The organism is Candidatus Pseudothioglobus sp. Uisw_086 (genome assembly GCF_048085745.1).
Lineage (GTDB): Bacteria > Pseudomonadota > Gammaproteobacteria > PS1 > Pseudothioglobaceae > Pseudothioglobus.
Genome location: NZ_CP159803.1, coordinates 40267 through 60629 on the forward strand (window position 1 = coordinate 40267; position 20363 = coordinate 60629).

The following is a 20363-nucleotide window of genomic DNA, read 5'->3' on the forward strand; positions in this document are numbered from 1 at the left end:
AATCGTTATGACTATTCATCTTGCCATTTAGGCTGACGTTTTTCTAGAAATGCATTAATGCCCTCTTTTGCATCAAGTGTCAGCATATTATCGACCATTACTTTTGATGCATAATCGTAAGCATCAGAAATAGACATATCTTTCTGATTGTAGAAAGCTTGCTTGCCAGTTTTTAAAGTCATACTTGATTTTGAGGCAATCACTTCAGCAAGCTCCATAGCGCTTATAGTTAAATTTTTATCGTTTATAACGCGATTGATAAGGCCAATGCGCTCTGCTTTATTTGCATCCACCATTTCTCCAGTTAATAGCATTTCCATCGCTGCTTTGTTGGATATGTTTCGAGATAGCGCGACCATAGGAGTTGAGCAAAAAAGACCAATATTGACGCCTGGCGTAATATATCTTGAGGATTCTCCGCCAACAGCTAGGTCACAACACGCGACAAGCTGGCAGCCAGCTGCAGCTGCCACTCCAGCAACCTCAGCAATGATTGGCTTAGGATGATTGACAATTAGCTGCATGAGGGCAGAGCAGGATGAAAAAACTTTTGTGAAGTATTCGAGTCCATCATCATCAGCACTTCTTCCAGCAGACATTTGTTTTAAGTCATGACCAGAGCAAAATGCTGGGCCGTTAGCAGCAATTATGATTACTCTGGTCTTTCCATCTTTTGAGGCATGATTAAGAGACAGAGTCATTGCAGTCATCATCTCTTCAGACAAAGCATTTCTTCGTTTGGCATCGTTTAGTGTTAAGCGAAAGACGCCATTATCAGTAAATTCTTCAAGCAGTATTGATTCGATAGGACTTTCCTTGTTGCTCATAAAATAAGCCTTATATTAGCATATACGCTTTAAATTTTTTTAAATGTTTATGTTAACTTCTACGCCAGAGTCTAGAGTATTTGCAATGAAGCAATATCTGTGAGCTCTGTCGTGCATCTTTTCTAATTCTTCATGACTAACTTCAAAACCATGGTCAAAGGATACTTTTGGATGCAGGTCTATTTTATTTACAATCATTTGCTTCTTATCATTCTTGCCTAGGTGTGCAATTGCATGATCTTCATAGGATAATACAGGCCACTTTGTTTTTGCTGAAAGAGCTAAAAAAGTCATCATATGACAGCTGCTTAATGAGGCAGCTAGAGCTTGTTCAGGATTGGTGTTTTCAGCTGAGCCACCCCAGTCAGGAGCAGTGTCAGCCTTAACCATGTAATGATCATTGTATGAAACTTCATGTTCGCTAGAAAATTTTCCAGGAGAGAGTTCTTCTTCTTTTCTCTTCCAGTTAAGTTTGATAGATAGTTCAGACATAAACTTTCTCCTAAATAATTTTGATCGGTTTAAGACGCTGAAGTAATTTTTTTCTTAGGGTCATAGAATGGTTTTTGCACAACCTTAATAGGATGATTTCCCTCTGACGTTCGAGTTTCTGCAACCATATCTATAGCCGAATAGTCAACATCTATAATAGCAAGTGCAATATTTTTGTCAAGCCTAGGCGAGTAAACTGCTGACGTTATGTAGCCAACCTCACTTGAATCTATAAAAATTGGCCAGTAGCTGGTATTGGGATGCTGAAGAGGTGGGCATGAGATTTCTACACCAACTTGTCTTCGCTTAACTCCCTCAGATTGAATTTTTTTAAGTGCATCTTTTCCAATAAAGTCTGCATCCATTTCAAGGTCAACGAGTCGATCTAATCCAAGCTCAAATGGATTTACAGTGTAGTCCATATCTGCCTGGTAAGAAAGCATACCTCCCTCAATTCTTCTTATTGTTGAAGTATGTCCGGGAACCAGCCCCATTGGTTTGCCAATTTCCATGATGTGGTCCCAGAGTTCATTTCCTCGAGAGCCATCACGTAGGTATATTTCATAACCTAACTCACTTGACCAGCCTGTTCTGGAAATGATTAATGGGATCCCATTCAGTTCAAACTCTTCTAGCCAGTAATATTTAAGGCTATCTATTCTTTCACCAAAGATTGCTTTTGCAATATCGCCTGACTTAGGACCTTGAAGCTGAAGCGGCGATACATCAGGCTCACCTAAATTAACATCTAGGCCAGAGTTGACGGCGACACCTTTGGCCCACATCAAAATATCGCTATCAGCCAAAGATAGCCAGAAGTGATTTTCACCAAGCCTTAAGAGTACGGGGTCATTTAATACGCCACCATTTTCATCAGTAATAAGTACATACTTGCACTGCCCAACAGCACACTCAGAAAGGTTTCGAGGTGTTAGTAATTGTACAAATTTAGCAGCATCTGGGCCCGTTATTTCAACTTGACGCTCAACTGCAACATCACAAAGAATGGCCTCATTCACAAGATTCCAGAAGTTTTGTACTGGATCACCAAAGTCTCTAGGAATATACATATGATTGTAGACTGAAAATCCCTGTGCTCCCCAGCGCACTGTCGCATCAAAATATGGAGACTTCCTCACCTGGGTTCCAAAACTAAATTCTTTTTTCATAGACACTAATTCGCATTAAATAAAAGCGAAATAATACACATTTTTCAATGTGTTGCAGATGTTTTTATTGCGCTTTTTGGCTACGTTATAAAGTTTGTTTCTCGAGTCAGTTCCGAAAGAATTTCGGGCCCCTCAGATCTTAGGATTACAATCTCTTCAAGTCTAACTCCAAATCTGCCTTGAAGGTAAATTCCTGGCTCAACTGAGAACACCATTCCTTCATCAAGAATTACTTCGGATGTTGCAGTTATATAAGGTGGCTCGTGAATGTCAATACCAAGCCCATGACCTAAGCGGTGAACAAAGAATTCTCCATAACCTGCTTCAGTAATGACATCTCTGGCAGCAGCGTCAACTTCTTTTGCCATCACGCCTGGTTTCGCAGCTGCCATAGCTGCTTGCACTGCACGCTCTACAATCGCATGAACTTCAAGATAATCTTTTGGTGGTTCTCCCACTACCGACATGCGTGTCATGTCACTTGGGAAGGTTCCTTTTCGACCACCGATATCAATCAATACTACGTCACCATTTTCTACTTTTCTGTTTCCAGTATGATGATGCGGGAAAGCACCATTTGGGCCAGATCCCACAATGCAAAATTGAGGTTTAGCGCCTTCTGAGATAAAGTGTTTATTTATTGCTTCACCAATTTCAAGCTCAGTCACACCTTCTTTAATTGCTGCAAAACCAGCTTTCATTGCTCGATCATCGATTAGCGCATTCTCTTTAAGATTAGAGTACTCATCATTATCTTTGCGCATCCTAAGTGCGCCAATAGTAGAATTAGTAAACTCATAGGTCGGTTTTGGTAAGGCGTCGATAAGTATTAACGCAAAGTGAGAGCGCATTGCTTCATCTATAGCAATATGTTTTGCATTTGATGAGCCGGTATAAGAGAGAGCCTCATCTAGTGCTTCTTCGGGACCGTTTTCATCTTTCCAGCTAAACATTTTAATATCAGAGCGCTTCATTGCATCCTCTGCATTTACTGACGGCATAAGGAAGGCATCATTTTCCAATCCCATCAATAACATACAAGGTCTTTCATCAGGAGAGGGATTGAAGCCTAACAACCATTTCATATGGGTGCCAGGACCAAGGGCAATTAAATCAACATTGTTATCCTTCATGCGAGTGCGCACAGAGTTTATTTTTTGTTGCATAAGCTTTTCTAATAAATTTATAAATAAATTAAATTATAGATTCAATTTTAGGCATTAGTCTAATAAGTTCTTTAGTGTATTGGTGCTCTGGATTATTAAATAATTCCTCAGATTCTTTTGTTTCACAAATACTTCCATTTTTAAGAACTACAATCCTATTACACATTTGTCTAATTACAGGAAGATCATGACTAATAAACAACATAGTAAGGTGAAGCTCATCTTGAATATCTTTTAAAAGATTTAATACTTGTGCCTGTATGCTCACATCCAAAGCAGAAGTAGGTTCATCACAAATTAATAAGCTTGGTCTTGTGGCTAAAGCCCTGGCAATTGATATTCTTTGTCTTTGCCCTCCAGAAAATTCATGAGGATATCGATCCAATGACTGTCTTGACATTCCAACAATATCTATCAAATCGTAAAGATTTTGCGTGAGCTCATTCTTATTAATATTTTTTTGAAAAAGCTTTATTGGTTCAGATATTATGTCTCTTACTTTAAATCTTGGATTTAAAGATGAATATGGATCTTGAAATATCATCTGAATTTGGCCTCTACTCTTATCAATTTGATATTTTCTTTTCAAATTATAAAGTGAGATATCATTATAAAAAATTTCTCCATTACTTGGCCTTACAAGACCTGTAATTATTTTTGCTATTGTTGATTTTCCTGAACCAGATTCACCAACTAAACCTAGAGTTTCGCCTTCAAAAAGCTCAAAAGATACATTATCAACTGCCTTCTCTACTATATTAGTAGACTCATTTTTTGATCCAAATGAAAAATTACTTATCAAAGATTTATCATCAAAAATTTTAGTAACACCTGCCAGTTGTAAAACTTTTTTATCTTTATTTTTTTCTCTAACTCCCCAAGTCTTAATGATTTTTTTTGTTAAATTTTTAGAATCAGATGTAATTTCTTTTCCATCAGGACTAATAAGTCTGAATCTATCAATTTTTTTATTTGTGGGCGGCACAGAAATAACTAAGCTTCTAGCCTCATTAGATTTAGGGTTCGTTAACAATTCTTTAGTATCACCTTGCTCAACAATAAGCCCATGTCTCATAACAATAACTTTATCTGTTGTCTCAGCAATAACACCCATATCATGCGTAATAATAATTACACCTAAATTTCTTTTTTTAGTAAGATCTTTAAGTAGTTCTAGTATTTGATATTGAATACTTACATCTAGAGCAGTTGTTGGTTCATCAGCTATAATTAAATCCGGCTCACAACTTATTGCTAAAGCAATAACAACCCTTTGACGCATTCCTCCACTAAATTGATGAGGATAATCTTCAATTCTTTTTTCAGCGTTATCTATTCCAACTTCTTTCAAGAGTTGAATCGATTTTTTCAATGCATCTTGATAGTTTAAATTTAGATGTGTTTGAATAGTTTCAATTAATTGATCTTTTATTTTAAATAATGGGTTTAAGGATGTTTGAGGATCTTGAAAAACAAATCCAATTTTCTTTCCTCTAATTTTTTGAATAAGCTCTTCGTTATCTCTTAATTCATAATTATCAATTTTAATTGATCCACTTGTTATTTCTCCTGGCGGATCAATTAAATTTATGATGGCATTTGCAATGGTAGATTTTCCAGAGCCAGATTCACCAACTATGCCTAATATTTCACCCCTTTCCAATGTGAACTCAACATCTTTACTAGCAACAATTGTTTCTTTTCTAGTTGGATAGCTAATATTTAAATTTTTAACCTCTAAAAAACTCATCTTATTTTTAATTTTGGATTTAAGGCGTCTCTCATCCAATCTCCCAATAGGTTAATAGATAAAGCTAAAACGATTAAAAAGATAGCTGGGAAAAATGTAATCCACCATTCACCTGAAAATAAAAAACTATTTCCAAATCTAATTAATGTCCCTAGTGAAGGTGTGGTGGGCGGCACCCCTACGCCTAAAAAACTTAATGTAGATTCTGTGATTATTGCAAGAGCCAATCCGATTGTAGCAATCACTAAGAGAGGCCTAAGTATGTTTGGTAAGATATGTTTAAACATAATTAGAATGTTTGATAGTCCTATAATTCTCGAAGCCGAAACATATTCTTTATTTTTTTCAACCAAAGTAGACGCTCTAGAAACTCTAGCGAACTGTGGCCATTCAGAGATACCAATCGCAAAAATTAACACGTAAATTGCCATGTCACTATGCATCGATTGTGAAACGAATGATTTCGCGATACCATTTACGAGTAGAGCCATTAGAATGCTTGGTATTGTTAATTGGACATCTGTAATTCGCATGACAACTATCTCATATTTACCACCTATATAGCCAGCAGTAACACCAAGGAATACTCCAAGTATCATCGCAAAAAGTATTGATGCAAATCCGACGATTAATGAAATTCTTGATCCATATATAATTGTTGAGAACATGTCTCTTCCCTGTTGATCTGTTCCAAGAATAAAGCTAGAGCTTCCACCCTCAGACCATGAAGGCGGGGTAAATGCATCCATTAATGAGACTGAAGCTGGATCAAAAGGGTTGTAGGGGGAAACTACTCCAGCAAAAACTGAACAAAGTAAAATAATGAATAAAATAGTAGTAGAGATAACTGCAATTTTTGAGTTAAAAAAGCTATACCCTATATCGGTATCATAAATTTTATTAAAGGTTTTTTTTAACATCTCTAGCTTGCCTCTTCCTTAAGTCTTATTCTTGGGTCGATAAAATAATAGGTGATATCAACAATGAAATTTATCATAACAAAAATAAAGGCAACCATAATCATGTAGGCCGACATTATCGGTATATCAACAAAGTATACTGCGTTAATAAATAGTAGGCCCATCCCAGGCCATTGGAAAACAGTTTCTGTAATAATTGAAAAGGCTATTAAGGTTCCAATATTAATACCGGTAATAGTAATTACTGGTATTAAGCCGTTTTTAAGAGCATGCTTATAATTGATAGTATTTTCTTTGATACCTCTAGCTCTAGCAAATTTAATATAATCCGTTTGAAGTATTTCCATCATTTCTGCACGAACCAATCTGATGATATATGTCATTTGAAATAAACTTAATGTGATTGAAGGTAATATTAATGCCTTAAGTCCAGAAGCAGTTAAAAAACCTGTTGCCCAAAAACCTAACTCTACAACTTCACCCCTTCCAAAAGAAGGAAGAATTCCCAGTATTACAGAAAATAGGTAAATTAATAGTATTCCTATAATGAATGTAGGAAGAGAAACACCAACAAGTGAAACAACAAGGATGATATTTGAAATAAAGCTGTCTCTATGGATTCCTGTATAAACCCCTAAAATGACGCCTGATACTATTGCCAGAATAGCAGATACAAATACTAATTCGAGAGTAGCTGGCATTCTTTCAGCAATTAAATCTGAAACCTCTCTTTTTAGTTGATAAGATATGCCGAAATCGCCTTGAATAACATTACCTAAAAATCTTGAAAATTGAATATAGACTGGATCATTTAATCCTAGAATCTCTCTAACCTCTGCTTGTCTTTCGTATGAGGCGTCTATTCCAGTCATGCTATTGACAGGGTCACCAACAAAATTGAATAAAGAAAAGGAAACAAAAGCCACAACAATCATTACAAGAACAGATTGTAAGAGTCTTTTAAAGAAATAGATAAACATGGAGAACTTGGTGATGTAAAGGACGTTTATGTTACATCAACTTGAAATGTTTTTCTGGCCAGATAACTGACCAGAAAAATATAACTTTTTTAGTTTACATTTGCAAATCTAAATAATGGTTCGTTGTTCATCCTAATTGGAACATCGACATTACTTTTTGCTGCTTGATTAACAACTTGGTGATGTAAAGGAAGATATGTTACGTCGTCTTGAGTAATATCCCAAGCTTCAGCAATCATAGCATCTCTTTCATCCAAGTTTGTTTCAACACCCATTGCCGCAACTAATTCGTCGACTCTAGCGTTACTGAAATTTACTTTATTCCAGCTTCCAGAGCTTTCAAACAAGTATGAATATACATAGTGACTGTCAAAAGTTGGGACACCCCAACCTAGCATATACATGTCACTAGTCATACCATTAGCATCACCCTCTTTTACTTCAGAGAAATGCTGACTCTTAGTTTTTGCATCAAGATTTACTGTAACACCAATTTTTGCAAACATACCAATAGCTGCTACACAAATTGCTTCATCGTTGATATAACGATCATTAGGACAATCCAATGTGACCTCAAACCCATCAGGATATCCAGCTTCAGCTAAAAGCTTTTTTGATGTCTCAGGATCATAAGCCATTCTTTCATCACGAGCTGCTGTGTGTCCATTAACACCAGGAGCAGTAATAATTCCTGCAGGGACACTTTGCCCTCTCATTACCTTATCTTGAATAGCATCCATATCTAAAGCATGGTACATTGCTAGACGAACTCTTTTATCTGCAAAAGGATTTTTTCCTTTAATATTAGATGAATTCAATTCAGCTGAACCTTGATCCATACCAAAGAAAATAGTTCTATTTTGAGGAGTCATTTTCACACTATGACCTGAAGAAGAGTTGATTCTTTTAATATCTTGAACAGGGACAACATTAGTGTAATCGATCTCTCCAGAAAGAAGTGCTGCAACTCTTGTTGCATCATTCTTAATTGGAAGTAATTCAATTTTATCTATGTTATGTGCGTAATGATTTCCCCACCAGTTGTTATTTTTTTCAAAAACAGTTCTTACGTCCTGCTCTCTGAAAGTAATTTCAAATGGTCCAGTTCCATTTGCATTAGATGCGCAATACGATGTCTCACCTGCATCCCAATTATATGAAGCTTCACAATTATTTGCTTTTGCCCAAGCTTCAGACATTACAAATATCTGAGTTAATTCGTTTAACAGAATTGGATTTGGTCCATCAGTTTTTATTTCAACAGTGTGGTCATTAAGCGCTGTTGCGGATGTAATACTTTTAATTAAATCAACCATATCAGATGGAGCAGTTCTTGCTCTATTGATACTAAAAGCAATATCACCTGCTGTTAAAGATGATCCATCATGAAACATAACACCCCTACGAATGTTAAATATCCAAGTATCGTCTGCTGTTGCGACCCATGACTCTGCAAGCTGAGGAAGTATTTCCATATTAATACCTGGAGTTACTAAGCCCTCATATATTTGACGAGAAACCATGTGTGTTGGTCCTTCGTTTTGTGCATGCGGATCAAGTGTTAAAGAATCACCAGGCATCGACCATTTAATGGAATTAGCGAAAGCTGATGAAAAAATACCAATGAGCATGAATGACAAAACAATTTTTAAAGTCTTTTTCATTTTTTTCTCCTTAATAAACGCCTAAGATAAGGCGCGATAAATTTTCAATAAAAAAACCAGCTACTATAATTTTCGCCGGCTAACAACACTATATAGTATCAAAAATGTCAGGTCAAGGTTAATTTCGGTTAATGGCCGTCACTAATCTTATAAATTAATTCATCTAAATGATAATTAAAAAAACTATATTTCAAAAAAAACCATAAATATTTTATGAGTAATAAGGGTTCTTTAAGCCTATTATCTAATCTTACAAAAAAACTATAGAAATTATGAAAAAAATTCTGACCTTTTTAGCACTACTAATCTTTTCTAGCTATTCAATTGCCCATAAGCCAGTAATGAATGAAAATTCAAGCTATCCTGCCGACGCACCCTATGAAATTGAAGAGCCTGAAATTTCAAAAGCTATTTATTCAACACTTACTGGGGAGCCTCATTTTTATCGAATTGAGTCTGAAACTGATTTTAACTTTTATGCAGGTATTCTGGCCGCGAAGATTGGAGAGTGCACGCTAGAAGAAAAATTTTCTTTTGAGGTTCTAGACTCCGATTTCCATCCGTTATTTATGGCCGATGGCGAAAACTTTGAGTGGACACCTTGGTATGAAGAGTATGGAAAACAGTGGTATTGGAATGGTCCAGAAGTGGGAGAAAGCTTTCTTTCAGATCGAGTGTTTAAAGCTGGAACTTATTACATAAGAGTATTTAATAACTCTAATACAGGTCAGTATATTATTGCTGTTGGTGATATCGAGAAGTTCTCGTTTACTGATATTGTGGGATTAATTTTCTCTATGGGAAAAATTGAAGATGAATTTTGGAATCCTAGCCTATGCCCAAGCGGCTAAGCCTCATCTGGATCAATAGGCTCTGGCGCCAAAACATCTCTGTTTCCGGCGCTATTCATAGAGCTAACGATTCCACTGGACTCCATGTCTTCGATAATTCTTGCAGCGCGGTTATAGCCAATTCGCATTCTTCTTTGCAGACTGGAGATTGAGGCCCTTCTTGTTGAGGTGACAATTTGCACTGCTTCATCAAAAAGTGGATCTAGTTCGCCAGAGGATTGTCCAGAATCTTTATTACTGATAGCTTCAGTTTGTGCTTTAAGAACACCCTCTAAGTAGTTAGGGCTCGAGTTTTTCTTAAGGTGCTTCACGACTCGTAGAATTTCGCTGTCCTCTACAAATGCTCCATGAACCCTGGTAAGGTGAGTCATGCCTGGCGCCATATAAAGCATATCACCCATTCCAAGTAGCTGTTCAGCACCTGACTGATCCAGAATAGTTCTCGAGTCTGTCTTTGATGAAACTTTAAAAGACACTCTTGTTGGTATATTGGATTTAATTAGACCAGTTATAACGTCAACACTAGGGCGCTGCGTTGCAACAATAAGGTGAATTCCAGCTGCTCGAGCCTTTTGAGCAATTCGAACAATAAGGCCCTCAACTCGCTTAGACTTAGCGCGGTCTTCCTGTGCAAGAGCGCCAAGCATATCGGCATATTCATCAATAACTATAACGATAAGGGGGAGCGATTCAAGCTCTGGATGCTTTTCACCTTCTTTTGCGTTATCTGGATTAAATGAAGGGTCTAACAAAGGTTTTCCAGACTCTTGAGCACGGCGCTGCTTTTCATTAAATGACTCGATGTTTCTAACGCTAAACTTGGCCAAAAGACTGTAGCGCCTTTCCATCTCATTGACACACCACCAAAGCGCACTTGCAGCTTCATTCATATTGGTAACAACAGGAGTAAGAAGGTGCGGAATGTCTGCATAGGAAGCAAGCTCAACGATTTTTGGATCAATCATGATAAACCTTACTTGCTCTGGTGAAGCCTTATAGAGGATGCTAAGAATAATTGCATTAAGGCCAACTGATTTACCCATTCCCGTAGCGCCCGCAACTAAAAGATGCGGCATTTTCGCAAGATCAACAACAATCGGCAATCCATTGATATCTTTACCAAGCCCCATGGAAAGCGTTGACTTAGCTTTTGTGAATACTTCACTTGAAAGGATTTCTTTAAGCCCAATCATTTCTCTATTGTTGTTTGGAATTTCAAGGCCAATAACCGGTTTGCCTGGAATCACATCGACTATGCGAACACTTTCTACAAGCAGCGCCCTAGCTAGGTCTTTGTTAAGGTTCATGATCTGGCTAACTTTAATTCCTGGAGCAAGCGAGATTTCAAATTGAGTCACTACAGGACCTGGAGTTACGGCAGTTATTGTTACGTCAAAGCCAAAATCCTTTAATTTAATTTCAACTTGTTGGCCCATTTCAACAAGGAACTCGTCTGTGTAGCCTAAACCAGAATTACTAACATCATCTAAGAGTGAAAGGCTTGGGAGCCCGCCTGACATTCCTGATTTGTATAGATTGCTGCCCTGTTCTTTTTTAGGTTTCTCTGTTTTCTCAGTTTTTTGAGGGTTCTCTGTTTTCTCAGTTTTTTGAGGTTTCTCTATTTTCTCAGTTTTTTGAGGTTTCTCTACAGCAGCTGGAGTAGGGCTGATAATTTCAGGTTTGGTCCTTAAACTGCTGTTATTGTCTGCAGTTTTTTTATCCCTATTAAAGGTTTTTTTGAAAAGGGATGTGCTTATGTTTCTCCATGACGCGCTCGAGGCAATACTAAAGCTAACAAAAATAATGCCAATATATATTATTGTAGATGAGCTGCCAAAAATTTCATAAAACACCAGATCGTGCATAGACATTCCAATCCATCCGCCCGCTAAAAATGTATCTTTAAGGCCCTCAATAATTTTTATCTCTGGCGCAAATTGATGCGCTAGTGCTGCAGTAAAAAAAAGCATGACGAGAAACGCAGTCAATCGAAGCAAGAAGGTAATCTGACTGCTGCGCTCTTTATTTGCATCTCTATGAAAGTTATACCCAAGCCAAATTAAAGCTATTGGGATGATATAAGAGACATAGCCTAGAACTCCGATGCTTATATCACTCAGATAAGCACCAAACATTCCTGCACTATTTATAACTGGTTTAACTAGTTGTGCTCCCCCAGTCCATGGATCTTCATCGGGTGAATATGTCACAAGTGAAATAAGGAAAACGACACCAAGTGTTAAGAGCAGTATAAAAATTGACTCACTTGCAATCTTTGAGCGCGGATTATTTATGGGGGTATTTGTAGATGTGCGTTTATTATTTTTTTTCAAGATAGCTTATAATACTCATTTGGTTAATTAGTATAAAGTATTTCATAATGAGTGATATCAAACATTGTCGAGTTTTGATTGTTGGGTCAGGCCCTGCCGGCTACTCAGCAGCAGTTTATGCAGCAAGAGCAAATCTTAATCCAGTAATGGTTAGTGGGTTTGAACAGGGTGGTCAATTAATGACTACAACGGATGTGGATAATTGGGTAGGAGATCATGATGGTCTTCAAGGTCCAGATTTAATGGAGCGTATGAAAGAGCATGCCCTTCGTTTTAATACAGAAATAATTAATGACCATATTACTAGTGTTGATTTTTCTAAGCGTCCGTTTACGCTTCAGGGCGGCGACACTACCTATACTGCGGATGCTGTGATAATTTCAACTGGAGCTACGGCCCAATATCTTGGACTGGATTCTGAAGAAGCTTTCAAAGGCAAGGGCGTTTCTGCCTGTGCAACTTGTGATGGTTTTTTCTATAGAGGTCAAAAAGTTGCAGTTATTGGCGGCGGCAATACGGCTGTTGAGGAGGCTCTTTACCTTTCAAATATTGCAGAACATGTGACTATTATTCATCGACGTGATAAGTTTAGGTCTGAAAAAATTCTATCTGATCAGCTTATGGAAAAAGCTAAAAACGGGAATGTATCTATTGAGTGGAACCATAATCTAGAAGAGGTTTTGGGAAATGATATGGGCGTTACTGGGCTTCGACTTAAGGGGAATGATGGAAAAACTAAAGAAATCGATGTTCATGGTGTCTTTATAGCCATTGGCCACACGCCAAATACGGGTATTTTTGAGGGCCAGATAGATATTAATAGTGGATATATTCAAGTCGAGGCTGGGCTTAAAGGTAACGCAACACAAACAAGCATAGAAGGCGTTTTTGCTGCTGGCGATGTTGCAGACCACGTTTATCGCCAAGCCATTACCTCTGCAGGTTCAGGCTGCATGGCGGCATTAGACGCTGAGCGATTTTTAGATAATTTGTAGGGATCAAGTAGCTCGAGGTTGAAATTCAAAGTCTGCTTTGTTTTGCCTTGTGTATAATTACGCGATTTGGCCATATAGCTCAGTTGGTAGAGCAAGGGACTGAAAATCCCTGTGTCCCTAGTTCAATTCTAGGTGTGGCCACCATTTTTAAAAGCCGAATTAGACGATTGTTTAATTCGGCTTTTTTATAACTAATTTTCTAGCTTGAAGCGCGCGTCTTCCAGAAGAATAAAGCTGCCAAAACTATTGCAGGCAATAAAGACATAGGGTCAAGCAAAGCAGCGCCTGTGGAAATGTGTAGAAGCTGAACTGCAATAAGTGCAAGGTTAAGATAGACACCATAAATAACACAAACTTTATTAAGGTTATCTCCCACCCAAGATGGCGCCATCCATGCAAACAGTCCAAGGGCAAATAATGGAACAGATAGAATCTGGCCAAAAGACCTCATATTTTCGCTAACTGTCCAGCCAGCTCCCTGTGCGGCCATTTCAGGCGCAACCCAAAATAATAATGCATACACCCAAACAAAAATAGCTTGAGCTCTAAGTAGATTTTGTAAAGTCATTTTTTACTCCTAAAGTTATCAAAGTTTTCTATTAAGCTCAAAATGAGCTAAATATAATTATAAACTTTAATGGGAATAATTCCTGTTAAATCAAGCGACACCTTTTTAGTGAAGCTGAGTAGGGCTGATAAAGTCCTGTTTTGAGGGCTGTAATGTTTCTTGAATAAAGAGAACGCCTATTCGAACAAACTCAACGATTTCATAAAAGTCTTGAGTGTTTTCCTCGTTATCTAATAGGTCAGCATCCATCTGAGAAATCTCACTAATGTCCTTGATCATCTCTAATACCTCTTCATCTGAGGCTTCTACCGAGCTCAGTCCAAGGCCAACCAATAATCCCTGGCACCACTCAATAAGAGTATTTGCTTGCTCACTTAGCGGTGACTCATCATCTGCAATCACTGGCCAAAAATTTAACGTAGGGTCTGATAGTTGTTCATTGGTGTTATTAAATATCTCTGCAAGCACATGATGAGCTTCCTTTTCAATTAGGTTATTTAAATCAATAGTAACTAGTATTTCATTTAGCCAGTCATCTAACTGAATATCTTGCTTGACGCAATAAAATCCACACAATAGTCCATGGGCTGAAGAAATTGTGTCATCGGTATTAAGCTTTTGAAGGGCGTCTTTTGCCAGATCATAATTGATAGGTTGACTCATTTTTAAAACGCTCCAGCTAAAATTTCCATAACGGCCATTCGAACTGCAATGCCATTCGTTACCTGCTGAAGAATCACTGATTGGGGCCCATCCGCAACTGATGATTCAAGCTCGATTCCTCTGTTAACTGGCCCTGGATGCATGACAATTGCATCGGGCTTTGCAAATTTTAAGATCTCATTTGTAATTCCAAAGCTATCAAAGTAAGTTTGCTCATCTGGGATATCTGCGCCAATCATTCTTTCTTTTTGCAATCTCAAAGAGATAATAACGTCAGCACCTTCGATACCTTTTTGAAGATTATCAAAGCGCTCTAAGCCAGGCGTTTCTTCTTTGTAATGAAGAGTATCTGGAGCAATCAATCGAATGTCGGTTGTGCCTAAAGTTTGCATGGCCTGTATTCCAGATCGCGCAACACGGGAATGTCTTATGTCACCAACAATTGCAACGGATAAGTTATCAAAGGTTTTTTTATGCTGCCTTATTGTTAACATATCTAGAAGGGCTTGGGTTGGATGAGCGTTAATTCCGTCCCCTGCATTTATAATGGACACACCTTTCATGTTTTCTGCAACATGATGTGGGAGCCCATTTTGTTTGTGACGAATCACAAACATATCGATTTGCATTGCCTTGAGGGTGTGCATAGTGTCCATCAAGGTTTCATTTTTTTTAGTTGCTGAATTTGCAAGGTCAACGTTAATTGTTTTAGCACTTGTTCTTTTGCCAGCTATTTCAAAAGTATTTCGTGTTCGAGTTGAAGGCTCAAAGAATAGATTGGCGACAGACATATCTCTTAAGATCTTAGATTTCTGGAGCTGACCTTTTTTATCGACATGGTCATCAGCTACGTCTAATATTTTTTCGAGTTGTTTTTTTGGAAGACCTTTTAAACCTAAAAGGTGATCTAGCCTTCCTTTTGAGTTTAGTTGAGAATCGTTGCTAATCGTGTGTGGTTTCATTGAGCCAAGTTTGCAAAATTAGTTCAGCTGAGCGTTTATCTACATCACCTCTATCAGCGTTCTTGTGGGCGTAGTGCCATTTTAGTTGTTTTTTTGCTTCTGAAGAGGATAAATACTCGTCTATAAAAAAGACCTCAATATTAAATCGCTTTGTTAGTTTTCTGCCAAAAGACTTTGCTATGAAGGTCATCTCTTGTTCTTTATTTTCTTTGTCAAGAGGCAGCCCAACAATAAAAGCATCAGCCTTATGCTGATCAATGATTAGGTCAAGATGCTCCCAATTTGTAGAGCCATCTTTGTGATGAAGGACCGTATCAATTCCGCTTGCATGAGAGGTCAGGCTATTGGCAATAGCAATCCCGGTGCGTTTAGTTCCTACATCAAAACCAAGGTAGGTTTTGACGGTCATTGAAGCTGTTGAAATAATTCATACCCAACGTACCCATCCGCTGTAAGACCAATGTCAGACTGGAACTGTCTAGTTGCTTTTCGAGTTTTAGATCCCGCCATACCATCTGGAGTGCCGGTATCATAGCCCAGTAAATTCAAGGTATTTTGAATTTGCATAATGTCTTCTTTGCTAAGGAGGGGCTCATCAATAGTTTTTGCAGATAGTTTTGCGTTGCCGTTAAGCCTGTCGGATAGATAAGCCACTGAAAGAGCATACAAGATAGAGCGATTCCATCCCATTATTGCATCAAAGTTTCGGTACACTAAAAATGCCGGCCCTCTGTGGCCCATTGGTACAATTAAAGAGGCCTTAAAGTTTGATTTTGGTAGGTTTGAGTTGTTACCTCGTCGAACCCCAAGTGCCGCCCATTCATTAACTGTCTTTTCATTATTTAGTCCGGTTAATTGATAGTCGAAGTTTTTAGGAATTAAGGCTTCTCTCCCCCATTTTTCGCCTTTTTTCCAGCCAAGTTTGTTTAGAAAGTTAGCAGCACTGGCATAAATATCAGCTTTCTCATTCCACAGGTCTACTTTGCCGTCATTATTGGCATCAACGCCATATGCGATGACATTGGTTGGCATAAATTGCACTGCGCCCATTGCTCCGGCCCAAGACCCAGTTGCATCAAACGGAATGGTTTTTTTATCCATCAACTTTAAAACAGCAATTAGCTCCCTTGTAAAAAACTTTGATCGTCTTTTGTCGTAGGCAAGTGTTGCCAAAGAGCGAATAAGACTCTCACTACCCATATAATTTCCATAGTTGCTTTCAAGTCCTAAAAATGCAACTATAACGTAGGCTGGGACGCCGTACTTTTCAGAGGTTTTGCTTAGTAATGAAGCATTATTCTTTAACGTGTCTTTGCCATTATTAAGGCGAACTTTATTAACTCTTTTGTTTACATAATGCCAAAAATTTTGATTAAACTCAGCTTGAGCTTTGTCCGATGCAATTGCAGAAGGTCTTGGCGTAAGCTCAAAGAAAGCCTTATCAATGGTTGATTTAGAAACTCCTTGCTCAGTTGCAGTTTTGCGGACCTGATCTAGAAATTCTTCAAACGAATGTGAGCTTGCAAAAACGCTTGTAGTGATAAAAATGAGACAAAAAAATCTTAAAAACATAAGTAAATTATAGTGCGTGAATACGTTCTTATTTTAATACTTTTTTTGCAGTAATGATGGCGATGGATGGGAAAAAATAACATTATTTAGAAATAAATTAAAATTATCTGCGGTATTAATATGAAATAAAGAAGATAATTATAAAATTATAAAATCAATCCTTAACTTAATGCCAACTTATAGGCCTCTTGCAGAAATACTAAGACCCAGTGAGCTGAGCGAATTTATTGGTCAGCGTCATTTGCTTGACCCTGATAAGCCGATTGGTAAGGCTTTGTCAGACAAGCAGCTCCACTCAATGATTTTATGGGGGCCTTCTGGTGTTGGAAAAACCACCCTTGCCCGTATTATCTGCTCGCAGATGGGCGCCCATTTTGAACAAATGTCAGCTGTACTTGACGGCGTTAAAGAGCTTAGAAATGTAATAGAGCACGCCCAGCTCTATAAACACCAGGATAAAAATACGATACTATTTGTTGATGAAATCCATCGTTTTAATAAAGCCCAACAGGACGCTTTTCTGCCTCATATTGAGTCTGGATTGATTACATTAATTGGAGCAACTACAGAAAATCCTTCTTTTGAAATTAACTCATCGTTACTCTCAAGATTAAGGATTTATATTCTCGATAAGCTAAGCAGTGAGGACCTCTCAACTATTGCTTTAAAAGCATTAAAGAATCAGGATATCCTTCTAAATGACGACGGATCACTAGCTCTGATTATTGATAGTAGTGATGGCGATGCCAGGCGCTTAATTAATATCATTGAGCAGCTAACTGAAACATCAAACAAAACTCTAAATAGAGACGATATTGCTAAAACGCTCCAGGAAAAAGTAAGCAGCTTTGATAAGGGCGGTGATATTTATTACCAACAGCTTTCTGCATTCCATAAGTCTGTCAGGGGCTCTTCTCCAGATGGCGCTCTTTATTGGATGGCAAGGATGATTGTTTCAGGCTGCGATCCAAAGGTTATCGCTCGAAGGCTTTTAGCAATTGCATCAGAGGATATAGGTAACGCCGATCCAAGGGCGCTCCAAATTACTATTAATGCCTGGGATGTTTATGAGCGCCTCGGAGATAAAGAGGGAAATAGAGCCATCGCTCAAGCGGTTGTTTTTTGTGCGTGTGCGCCAAAATCAAATGCAGTTTATAGCGCATTTAATTCAGCTATAGAGGCAGCAAAGAATACAGGTGACTTTGAAGTGCCTACTCATCTTAGAAACGCAAGTACAAAGTTAATGGAGGAGTTAGGGTACGGAAAGGGTTATCGCTATGCGCATCATGAGCCTGATGGTTTTAGTAAGGGCCAGACTTATTTTCCTGAAGAGATGGGTGAGCAAATATATTATGAGCCCACTGACCGAGGACTAGAGATTAAAATTAAAGAAAAGTTGAAACAGCTTAGGTTGAATTTATGAACACTTTAACGTCCATTATAAGCATCGGTATTGGCGCCACTGTAGGAGCCACTTGCCGATACTATATTGGCATTTTTTCAATGCATTACTTAGATAAAGCCTTCCCCTATGGAACCTTAATTTCAAACATTATTGGCTCATTCATCGCAGGTCTGTTGGTAGTTTTTGTCTTAGAAAGACTTTTTCTTAGTGAGACATACCGGTTAATGTTGCTTGTTGGATTGGCAGGCTCTCTAACAACCATGTCAGCGCTTTCAATTGAGTCTGTCGAGATGCTTAGCGGCGGTAACTATGGCCAGGCATTATTAAATATCTTGTTAAATTTAGGGCTGTCACTTCTTGCTGCAAGCCTTGGCGTAATGCTTGCAAAATACGGCTTTAATTTAGCGCAGAGCTAATTTAACCTCAACTTCATCTAAGAGAATAGACGAGATATTGAGATTAAACTGACTATCAAGCTCTCGAATGCAGGTTGGGCTGGTTACGTTTATTTCTGTAATGTAATCACCGATAACATCAAGCCCAACGAACATAAGCTCTTTTTCAATGAGCATTGGAGCAATTTGACTACATAAATATCGATCCCTTTCTGATAGTGGTTGACCAACCCCTTTTGCCCCTGCAGCTAAATTTCCCTTAAAGTTTCCTTCCGCTGGTATTCGAGCGAGCGCATAATCAACAGGCCTTCCATTAATTAATAAAATACGTTTGTCACCGTCCTTTATTTCAGGCAAAAACTCCTGAGCCATAATATAGCGACTTCCTTGATTGGTTATTTTCAGGAGTACTTCCTCGATATTTTTATCATCTTTTGTAAGTTTAAATATATCAGTTCCGCCCATTCCGTCCAGTGGCTTAACAACCGCTATTTTAATTTTGGAGATAAACTCTGAAAGCTTTTCGATATTTGAGCTGACAAGTGTTTCTGGAATGCAGTTTGGAAAATTTAAAGCAAAAAGTTTTTCGTTAGCATCCCTTAGTGAGCTCGGTTTATTCACAACTAAAACTCCGCTATCCTCCGCATGCTCTAGAAGATAAGTTGCATAAATATAATCCATATCAAACGGAGGGTCTTTGCGCATAAATACAACATCTATATTAGTTAGCTGGAGTTCTTCTGTCGCTTCACATTTATACCATTCATGCTCAGAATCTTTGACTAATGTCTTTCGCGCATTAGCAACAACTTTTCCACCCCCATAAAACATATCAGGGCTATCAAAAGTGTAAATATCCCATCCACGTTTTTGCGCTTCTAGCATCATGGCAAATGAGGAATCTTTAATTGGCTTAATGCTGGAAATGTCATCCATCAGCACTGCGAGTATAATTGGCTTCATTAGGATAGTATAAAGTATTCAGATTAATTAATAATATACATGCCCGTCAAAATATGTTGAAGTAGCGAGGTTAAGGGCGTATAATTTCGCCTCTTTAGTGCGGGGTGGAGCAGTATGGTAGCTCGTCGGGCTCATAACCCGAAGGTCATAGGTTCAAATCCTATCCCCGCTACCAATTTAGACCCCCTCTTTTGGGGGTTTTTATTAGGAATTTTTTGTGGCTAAGATATCTGAAAAAATAGTTGCGTTAATTAATCCAAGTATCAATGACTTGGGTTATGAGCTGGTGGGCGTTGAATATGTTGCCAGTGGAAAACACTCTATTTTGAGGATTTATATAGATTCAGAGGAAGGTATTGGGGTGGATGATTGCGAGGTTGTTTCTCGCCAAGTAAGTGCAATAATGGATGTTGAGGACCCAATAAGTGGGCAGTATAATCTTGAAGTATCATCGCCTGGTATTGAGAGGCCTCTTTTTAATATTGCACATTATCAACGTTTTTTGGGTCATGATGTTCGTTTGAGAACATTCAGGCCAATTGATGGAAGAAGAAACTTTACTGGCGCTATTGGTAGTGTTAGCAAAGCTAGTAATTCACTAGAATTAGTAACAGAGCTAGGCCCTGTTACTTTGGAAATAGATTTAATCGAAAAAGCAAATTTAGTTGCTCATTTTTAGGAGAAGCGC

The 20363-nt window shown here is 38.1% G+C and carries 20 protein-coding genes and 2 tRNA genes; 7 read left to right on the forward strand and 15 right to left on the reverse strand.

The window, feature by feature from the left end; all coding sequences use genetic code 11:
- Window positions 1–11: 11 nt before the first annotated feature.
- The 8 genes from ABXT49_RS00205 to ABXT49_RS00240 form a co-directional block, all read right to left on the reverse strand.
- Window positions 12–827 (reverse strand): enoyl-CoA hydratase, encoded by an 816-nt coding sequence (locus ABXT49_RS00205; RefSeq protein ID WP_416652137.1) that lies wholly within the window; start codon window positions 825–827, stop codon window positions 12–14.
- 39 nt (window positions 828–866) lie between these two features.
- Window positions 867–1319 carry an OsmC family protein gene (locus ABXT49_RS00210; protein WP_416652140.1) on the reverse strand — a complete coding sequence of 151 codons (453 nt, stop codon included), beginning with the start codon at window positions 1317–1319 and terminating at the stop codon, window positions 867–869.
- Between the two features lie 29 nt (window positions 1320–1348).
- Complete coding sequence (locus tag ABXT49_RS00215) at window positions 1349–2488, reverse strand: glycine cleavage T C-terminal barrel domain-containing protein (RefSeq protein ID WP_416652142.1); 1140 nt, start codon at window positions 2486–2488, stop codon at window positions 1349–1351.
- An 80-nt stretch (window positions 2489–2568) separates the two neighbouring features.
- Entirely contained in the window at window positions 2569–3654 is a 1086-nt protein-coding gene (locus ABXT49_RS00220; protein ID WP_416652145.1) for a M24 family metallopeptidase, read from the reverse strand.
- Between the two features lie 28 nt (window positions 3655–3682).
- Complete coding sequence (locus tag ABXT49_RS00225) at window positions 3683–5404, reverse strand: dipeptide ABC transporter ATP-binding protein (RefSeq protein WP_416652149.1); 1722 nt, start codon at window positions 5402–5404, stop codon at window positions 3683–3685.
- Window positions 5401–6324 (reverse strand): ABC transporter permease, encoded by a 924-nt coding sequence (locus ABXT49_RS00230; protein WP_416652151.1) that lies wholly within the window; start codon window positions 6322–6324, stop codon window positions 5401–5403. The genes ABXT49_RS00225 and ABXT49_RS00230 overlap by 4 nt, the downstream gene beginning before the upstream one ends.
- Window positions 6325–6326: 2 nt before the next feature.
- On the reverse strand, window positions 6327–7304 hold the full coding sequence (locus ABXT49_RS00235) for an ABC transporter permease (RefSeq protein ID WP_271537149.1): 978 nt from the start codon (window positions 7302–7304) through the stop codon (window positions 6327–6329).
- Window positions 7305–7393: 89 nt separating this feature from the next.
- Window positions 7394–8968 carry an ABC transporter substrate-binding protein gene (locus tag ABXT49_RS00240; RefSeq protein ID WP_416652153.1) on the reverse strand — a complete coding sequence of 525 codons (1575 nt, stop codon included), beginning with the start codon at window positions 8966–8968 and terminating at the stop codon, window positions 7394–7396.
- A gap of 272 nt (window positions 8969–9240) precedes the next feature.
- Between ABXT49_RS00240 and ABXT49_RS00245 the strand changes: the two genes are divergently transcribed.
- On the forward strand, window positions 9241–9819 hold the full coding sequence (locus ABXT49_RS00245; RefSeq protein ID WP_416652155.1) for a hypothetical protein: 579 nt from the start codon (window positions 9241–9243) through the stop codon (window positions 9817–9819).
- Here ABXT49_RS00245 and ABXT49_RS00250 read toward each other — a convergent pair.
- Window positions 9816–12152: a DNA translocase FtsK gene (locus tag ABXT49_RS00250; RefSeq protein WP_416652157.1), complete on the reverse strand. Its 2337-nt coding sequence runs from the start codon at window positions 12150–12152 to the stop codon at window positions 9816–9818. The two genes, ABXT49_RS00245 and ABXT49_RS00250, sit on opposite strands and share 4 nt — an antisense overlap.
- Window positions 12153–12199: 47 nt before the next feature.
- Here ABXT49_RS00250 and trxB point away from each other — a divergent pair, with 47 nt between their 5' ends.
- Both trxB and ABXT49_RS00260 read left to right on the forward strand, forming a co-directional pair.
- Window positions 12200–13147, forward strand: a complete 948-nt coding sequence (gene trxB / locus ABXT49_RS00255) for a thioredoxin-disulfide reductase (protein WP_271537145.1) — start codon at window positions 12200–12202, stop codon at window positions 13145–13147.
- Between the two features lie 68 nt (window positions 13148–13215).
- Window positions 13216–13291 (forward strand) — tRNA-Phe (locus ABXT49_RS00260).
- 55 nt (window positions 13292–13346) lie between these two features.
- Here ABXT49_RS00260 and ABXT49_RS00265 read toward each other — a convergent pair.
- The 5 genes from ABXT49_RS00265 to ABXT49_RS00285 all read right to left on the reverse strand — a co-directional run bounded on the left by ABXT49_RS00265 (window position 13347) and on the right by ABXT49_RS00285 (window position 16912).
- Window positions 13347–13715 carry a hypothetical protein gene (locus tag ABXT49_RS00265; RefSeq protein WP_271556366.1) on the reverse strand — a complete coding sequence of 123 codons (369 nt, stop codon included), beginning with the start codon at window positions 13713–13715 and terminating at the stop codon, window positions 13347–13349.
- Window positions 13716–13820: 105 nt separating this feature from the next.
- Window positions 13821–14378 (reverse strand): UPF0149 family protein, encoded by a 558-nt coding sequence (locus ABXT49_RS00270; protein ID WP_271537143.1) that lies wholly within the window; start codon window positions 14376–14378, stop codon window positions 13821–13823.
- 2 nt (window positions 14379–14380) lie between these two features.
- Window positions 14381–15340: an aspartate carbamoyltransferase catalytic subunit gene (locus ABXT49_RS00275; RefSeq protein ID WP_416652158.1), complete on the reverse strand. Its 960-nt coding sequence runs from the start codon at window positions 15338–15340 to the stop codon at window positions 14381–14383.
- Window positions 15321–15749: a Holliday junction resolvase RuvX gene (ruvX, locus tag ABXT49_RS00280; RefSeq protein WP_271556870.1), complete on the reverse strand. Its 429-nt coding sequence runs from the start codon at window positions 15747–15749 to the stop codon at window positions 15321–15323. The genes ABXT49_RS00275 and ruvX overlap by 20 nt, the downstream gene beginning before the upstream one ends.
- Window positions 15746–16912, reverse strand: a complete 1167-nt coding sequence (locus tag ABXT49_RS00285) for a lytic murein transglycosylase (RefSeq protein WP_416652161.1) — start codon at window positions 16910–16912, stop codon at window positions 15746–15748. Before ABXT49_RS00285 ends, ruvX begins: the two co-directional genes overlap by 4 nt.
- A 169-nt stretch (window positions 16913–17081) precedes the next feature.
- On the opposite strand from ABXT49_RS00285, the gene ABXT49_RS00290 reads away from it, so the two are divergent.
- Together ABXT49_RS00290 and crcB are read left to right on the forward strand one after the other, a co-directional pair.
- Window positions 17082–18335: a replication-associated recombination protein A gene (locus tag ABXT49_RS00290; RefSeq protein ID WP_416652163.1), complete on the forward strand. Its 1254-nt coding sequence runs from the start codon at window positions 17082–17084 to the stop codon at window positions 18333–18335.
- A complete protein-coding gene (gene crcB, locus ABXT49_RS00295) occupies window positions 18332–18733 on the forward strand; it encodes a fluoride efflux transporter CrcB (protein ID WP_416652165.1) in 402 nt (133 codons plus the stop codon). The genes ABXT49_RS00290 and crcB overlap by 4 nt, the downstream gene beginning before the upstream one ends.
- Here crcB and gshB read toward each other — a convergent pair.
- Complete coding sequence (gene gshB, locus ABXT49_RS00300; RefSeq protein WP_416652167.1) at window positions 18719–19675, reverse strand: glutathione synthase; 957 nt, start codon at window positions 19673–19675, stop codon at window positions 18719–18721. The two genes, crcB and gshB, sit on opposite strands and share 15 nt — an antisense overlap.
- Before the next feature lie 98 nt (window positions 19676–19773).
- Here gshB and ABXT49_RS00305 point away from each other — a divergent pair.
- Window positions 19774–19850: transfer RNA gene (locus ABXT49_RS00305), tRNA-Met, on the forward strand.
- A 42-nt stretch (window positions 19851–19892) separates the two neighbouring features.
- The gene (rimP, locus tag ABXT49_RS00310; RefSeq protein WP_416652169.1) at window positions 19893–20354 is read left to right on the forward strand and encodes a ribosome maturation factor RimP; all 462 of its coding nucleotides are present in this window, start codon (window positions 19893–19895) and stop codon (window positions 20352–20354) included.
- The last annotated feature ends 9 nt before the right edge of the window (window positions 20355–20363 follow it).

Coding starts and splice junctions, on each gene's coding strand:
- ABXT49_RS00205 (WP_416652137.1), bottom strand. CDS start 827: ATGAGCAACAAGGAAAGTCCTATCGAATCAATACTGCTTGAAGAATTT.
- ABXT49_RS00210 (WP_416652140.1), bottom strand. CDS start 1,319: ATGTCTGAACTATCTATCAAACTTAACTGGAAGAGAAAAGAAGAAGAA.
- ABXT49_RS00215 (WP_416652142.1), bottom strand. CDS start 2,488: ATGAAAAAAGAATTTAGTTTTGGAACCCAGGTGAGGAAGTCTCCATAT.
- ABXT49_RS00220 (WP_416652145.1), bottom strand. CDS start 3,654: ATGCAACAAAAAATAAACTCTGTGCGCACTCGCATGAAGGATAACAAT.
- ABXT49_RS00225 (WP_416652149.1), bottom strand. CDS start 5,404: ATGAGTTTTTTAGAGGTTAAAAATTTAAATATTAGCTATCCAACTAGA.
- ABXT49_RS00230 (WP_416652151.1), bottom strand. CDS start 6,324: ATGTTAAAAAAAACCTTTAATAAAATTTATGATACCGATATAGGGTAT.
- ABXT49_RS00235 (WP_271537149.1), bottom strand. CDS start 7,304: ATGTTTATCTATTTCTTTAAAAGACTCTTACAATCTGTTCTTGTAATG.
- ABXT49_RS00240 (WP_416652153.1), bottom strand. CDS start 8,968: ATGAAAAAGACTTTAAAAATTGTTTTGTCATTCATGCTCATTGGTATT.
- ABXT49_RS00245 (WP_416652155.1), top strand. CDS start 9,241: ATGAAAAAAATTCTGACCTTTTTAGCACTACTAATCTTTTCTAGCTAT.
- trxB (WP_271537145.1), top strand. CDS start 12,200: ATGAGTGATATCAAACATTGTCGAGTTTTGATTGTTGGGTCAGGCCCT.
- ABXT49_RS00265 (WP_271556366.1), bottom strand. CDS start 13,715: ATGACTTTACAAAATCTACTTAGAGCTCAAGCTATTTTTGTTTGGGTG.
- ABXT49_RS00270 (WP_271537143.1), bottom strand. CDS start 14,378: ATGAGTCAACCTATCAATTATGATCTGGCAAAAGACGCCCTTCAAAAG.
- ABXT49_RS00275 (WP_416652158.1), bottom strand. CDS start 15,340: ATGAAACCACACACGATTAGCAACGATTCTCAACTAAACTCAAAAGGA.
- ruvX (WP_271556870.1), bottom strand. CDS start 15,749: ATGACCGTCAAAACCTACCTTGGTTTTGATGTAGGAACTAAACGCACC.
- ABXT49_RS00285 (WP_416652161.1), bottom strand. CDS start 16,912: ATGTTTTTAAGATTTTTTTGTCTCATTTTTATCACTACAAGCGTTTTT.
- ABXT49_RS00290 (WP_416652163.1), top strand. CDS start 17,082: ATGCCAACTTATAGGCCTCTTGCAGAAATACTAAGACCCAGTGAGCTG.
- crcB (WP_416652165.1), top strand. CDS start 18,332: ATGAACACTTTAACGTCCATTATAAGCATCGGTATTGGCGCCACTGTA.
- gshB (WP_416652167.1), bottom strand. CDS start 19,675: ATGAAGCCAATTATACTCGCAGTGCTGATGGATGACATTTCCAGCATT.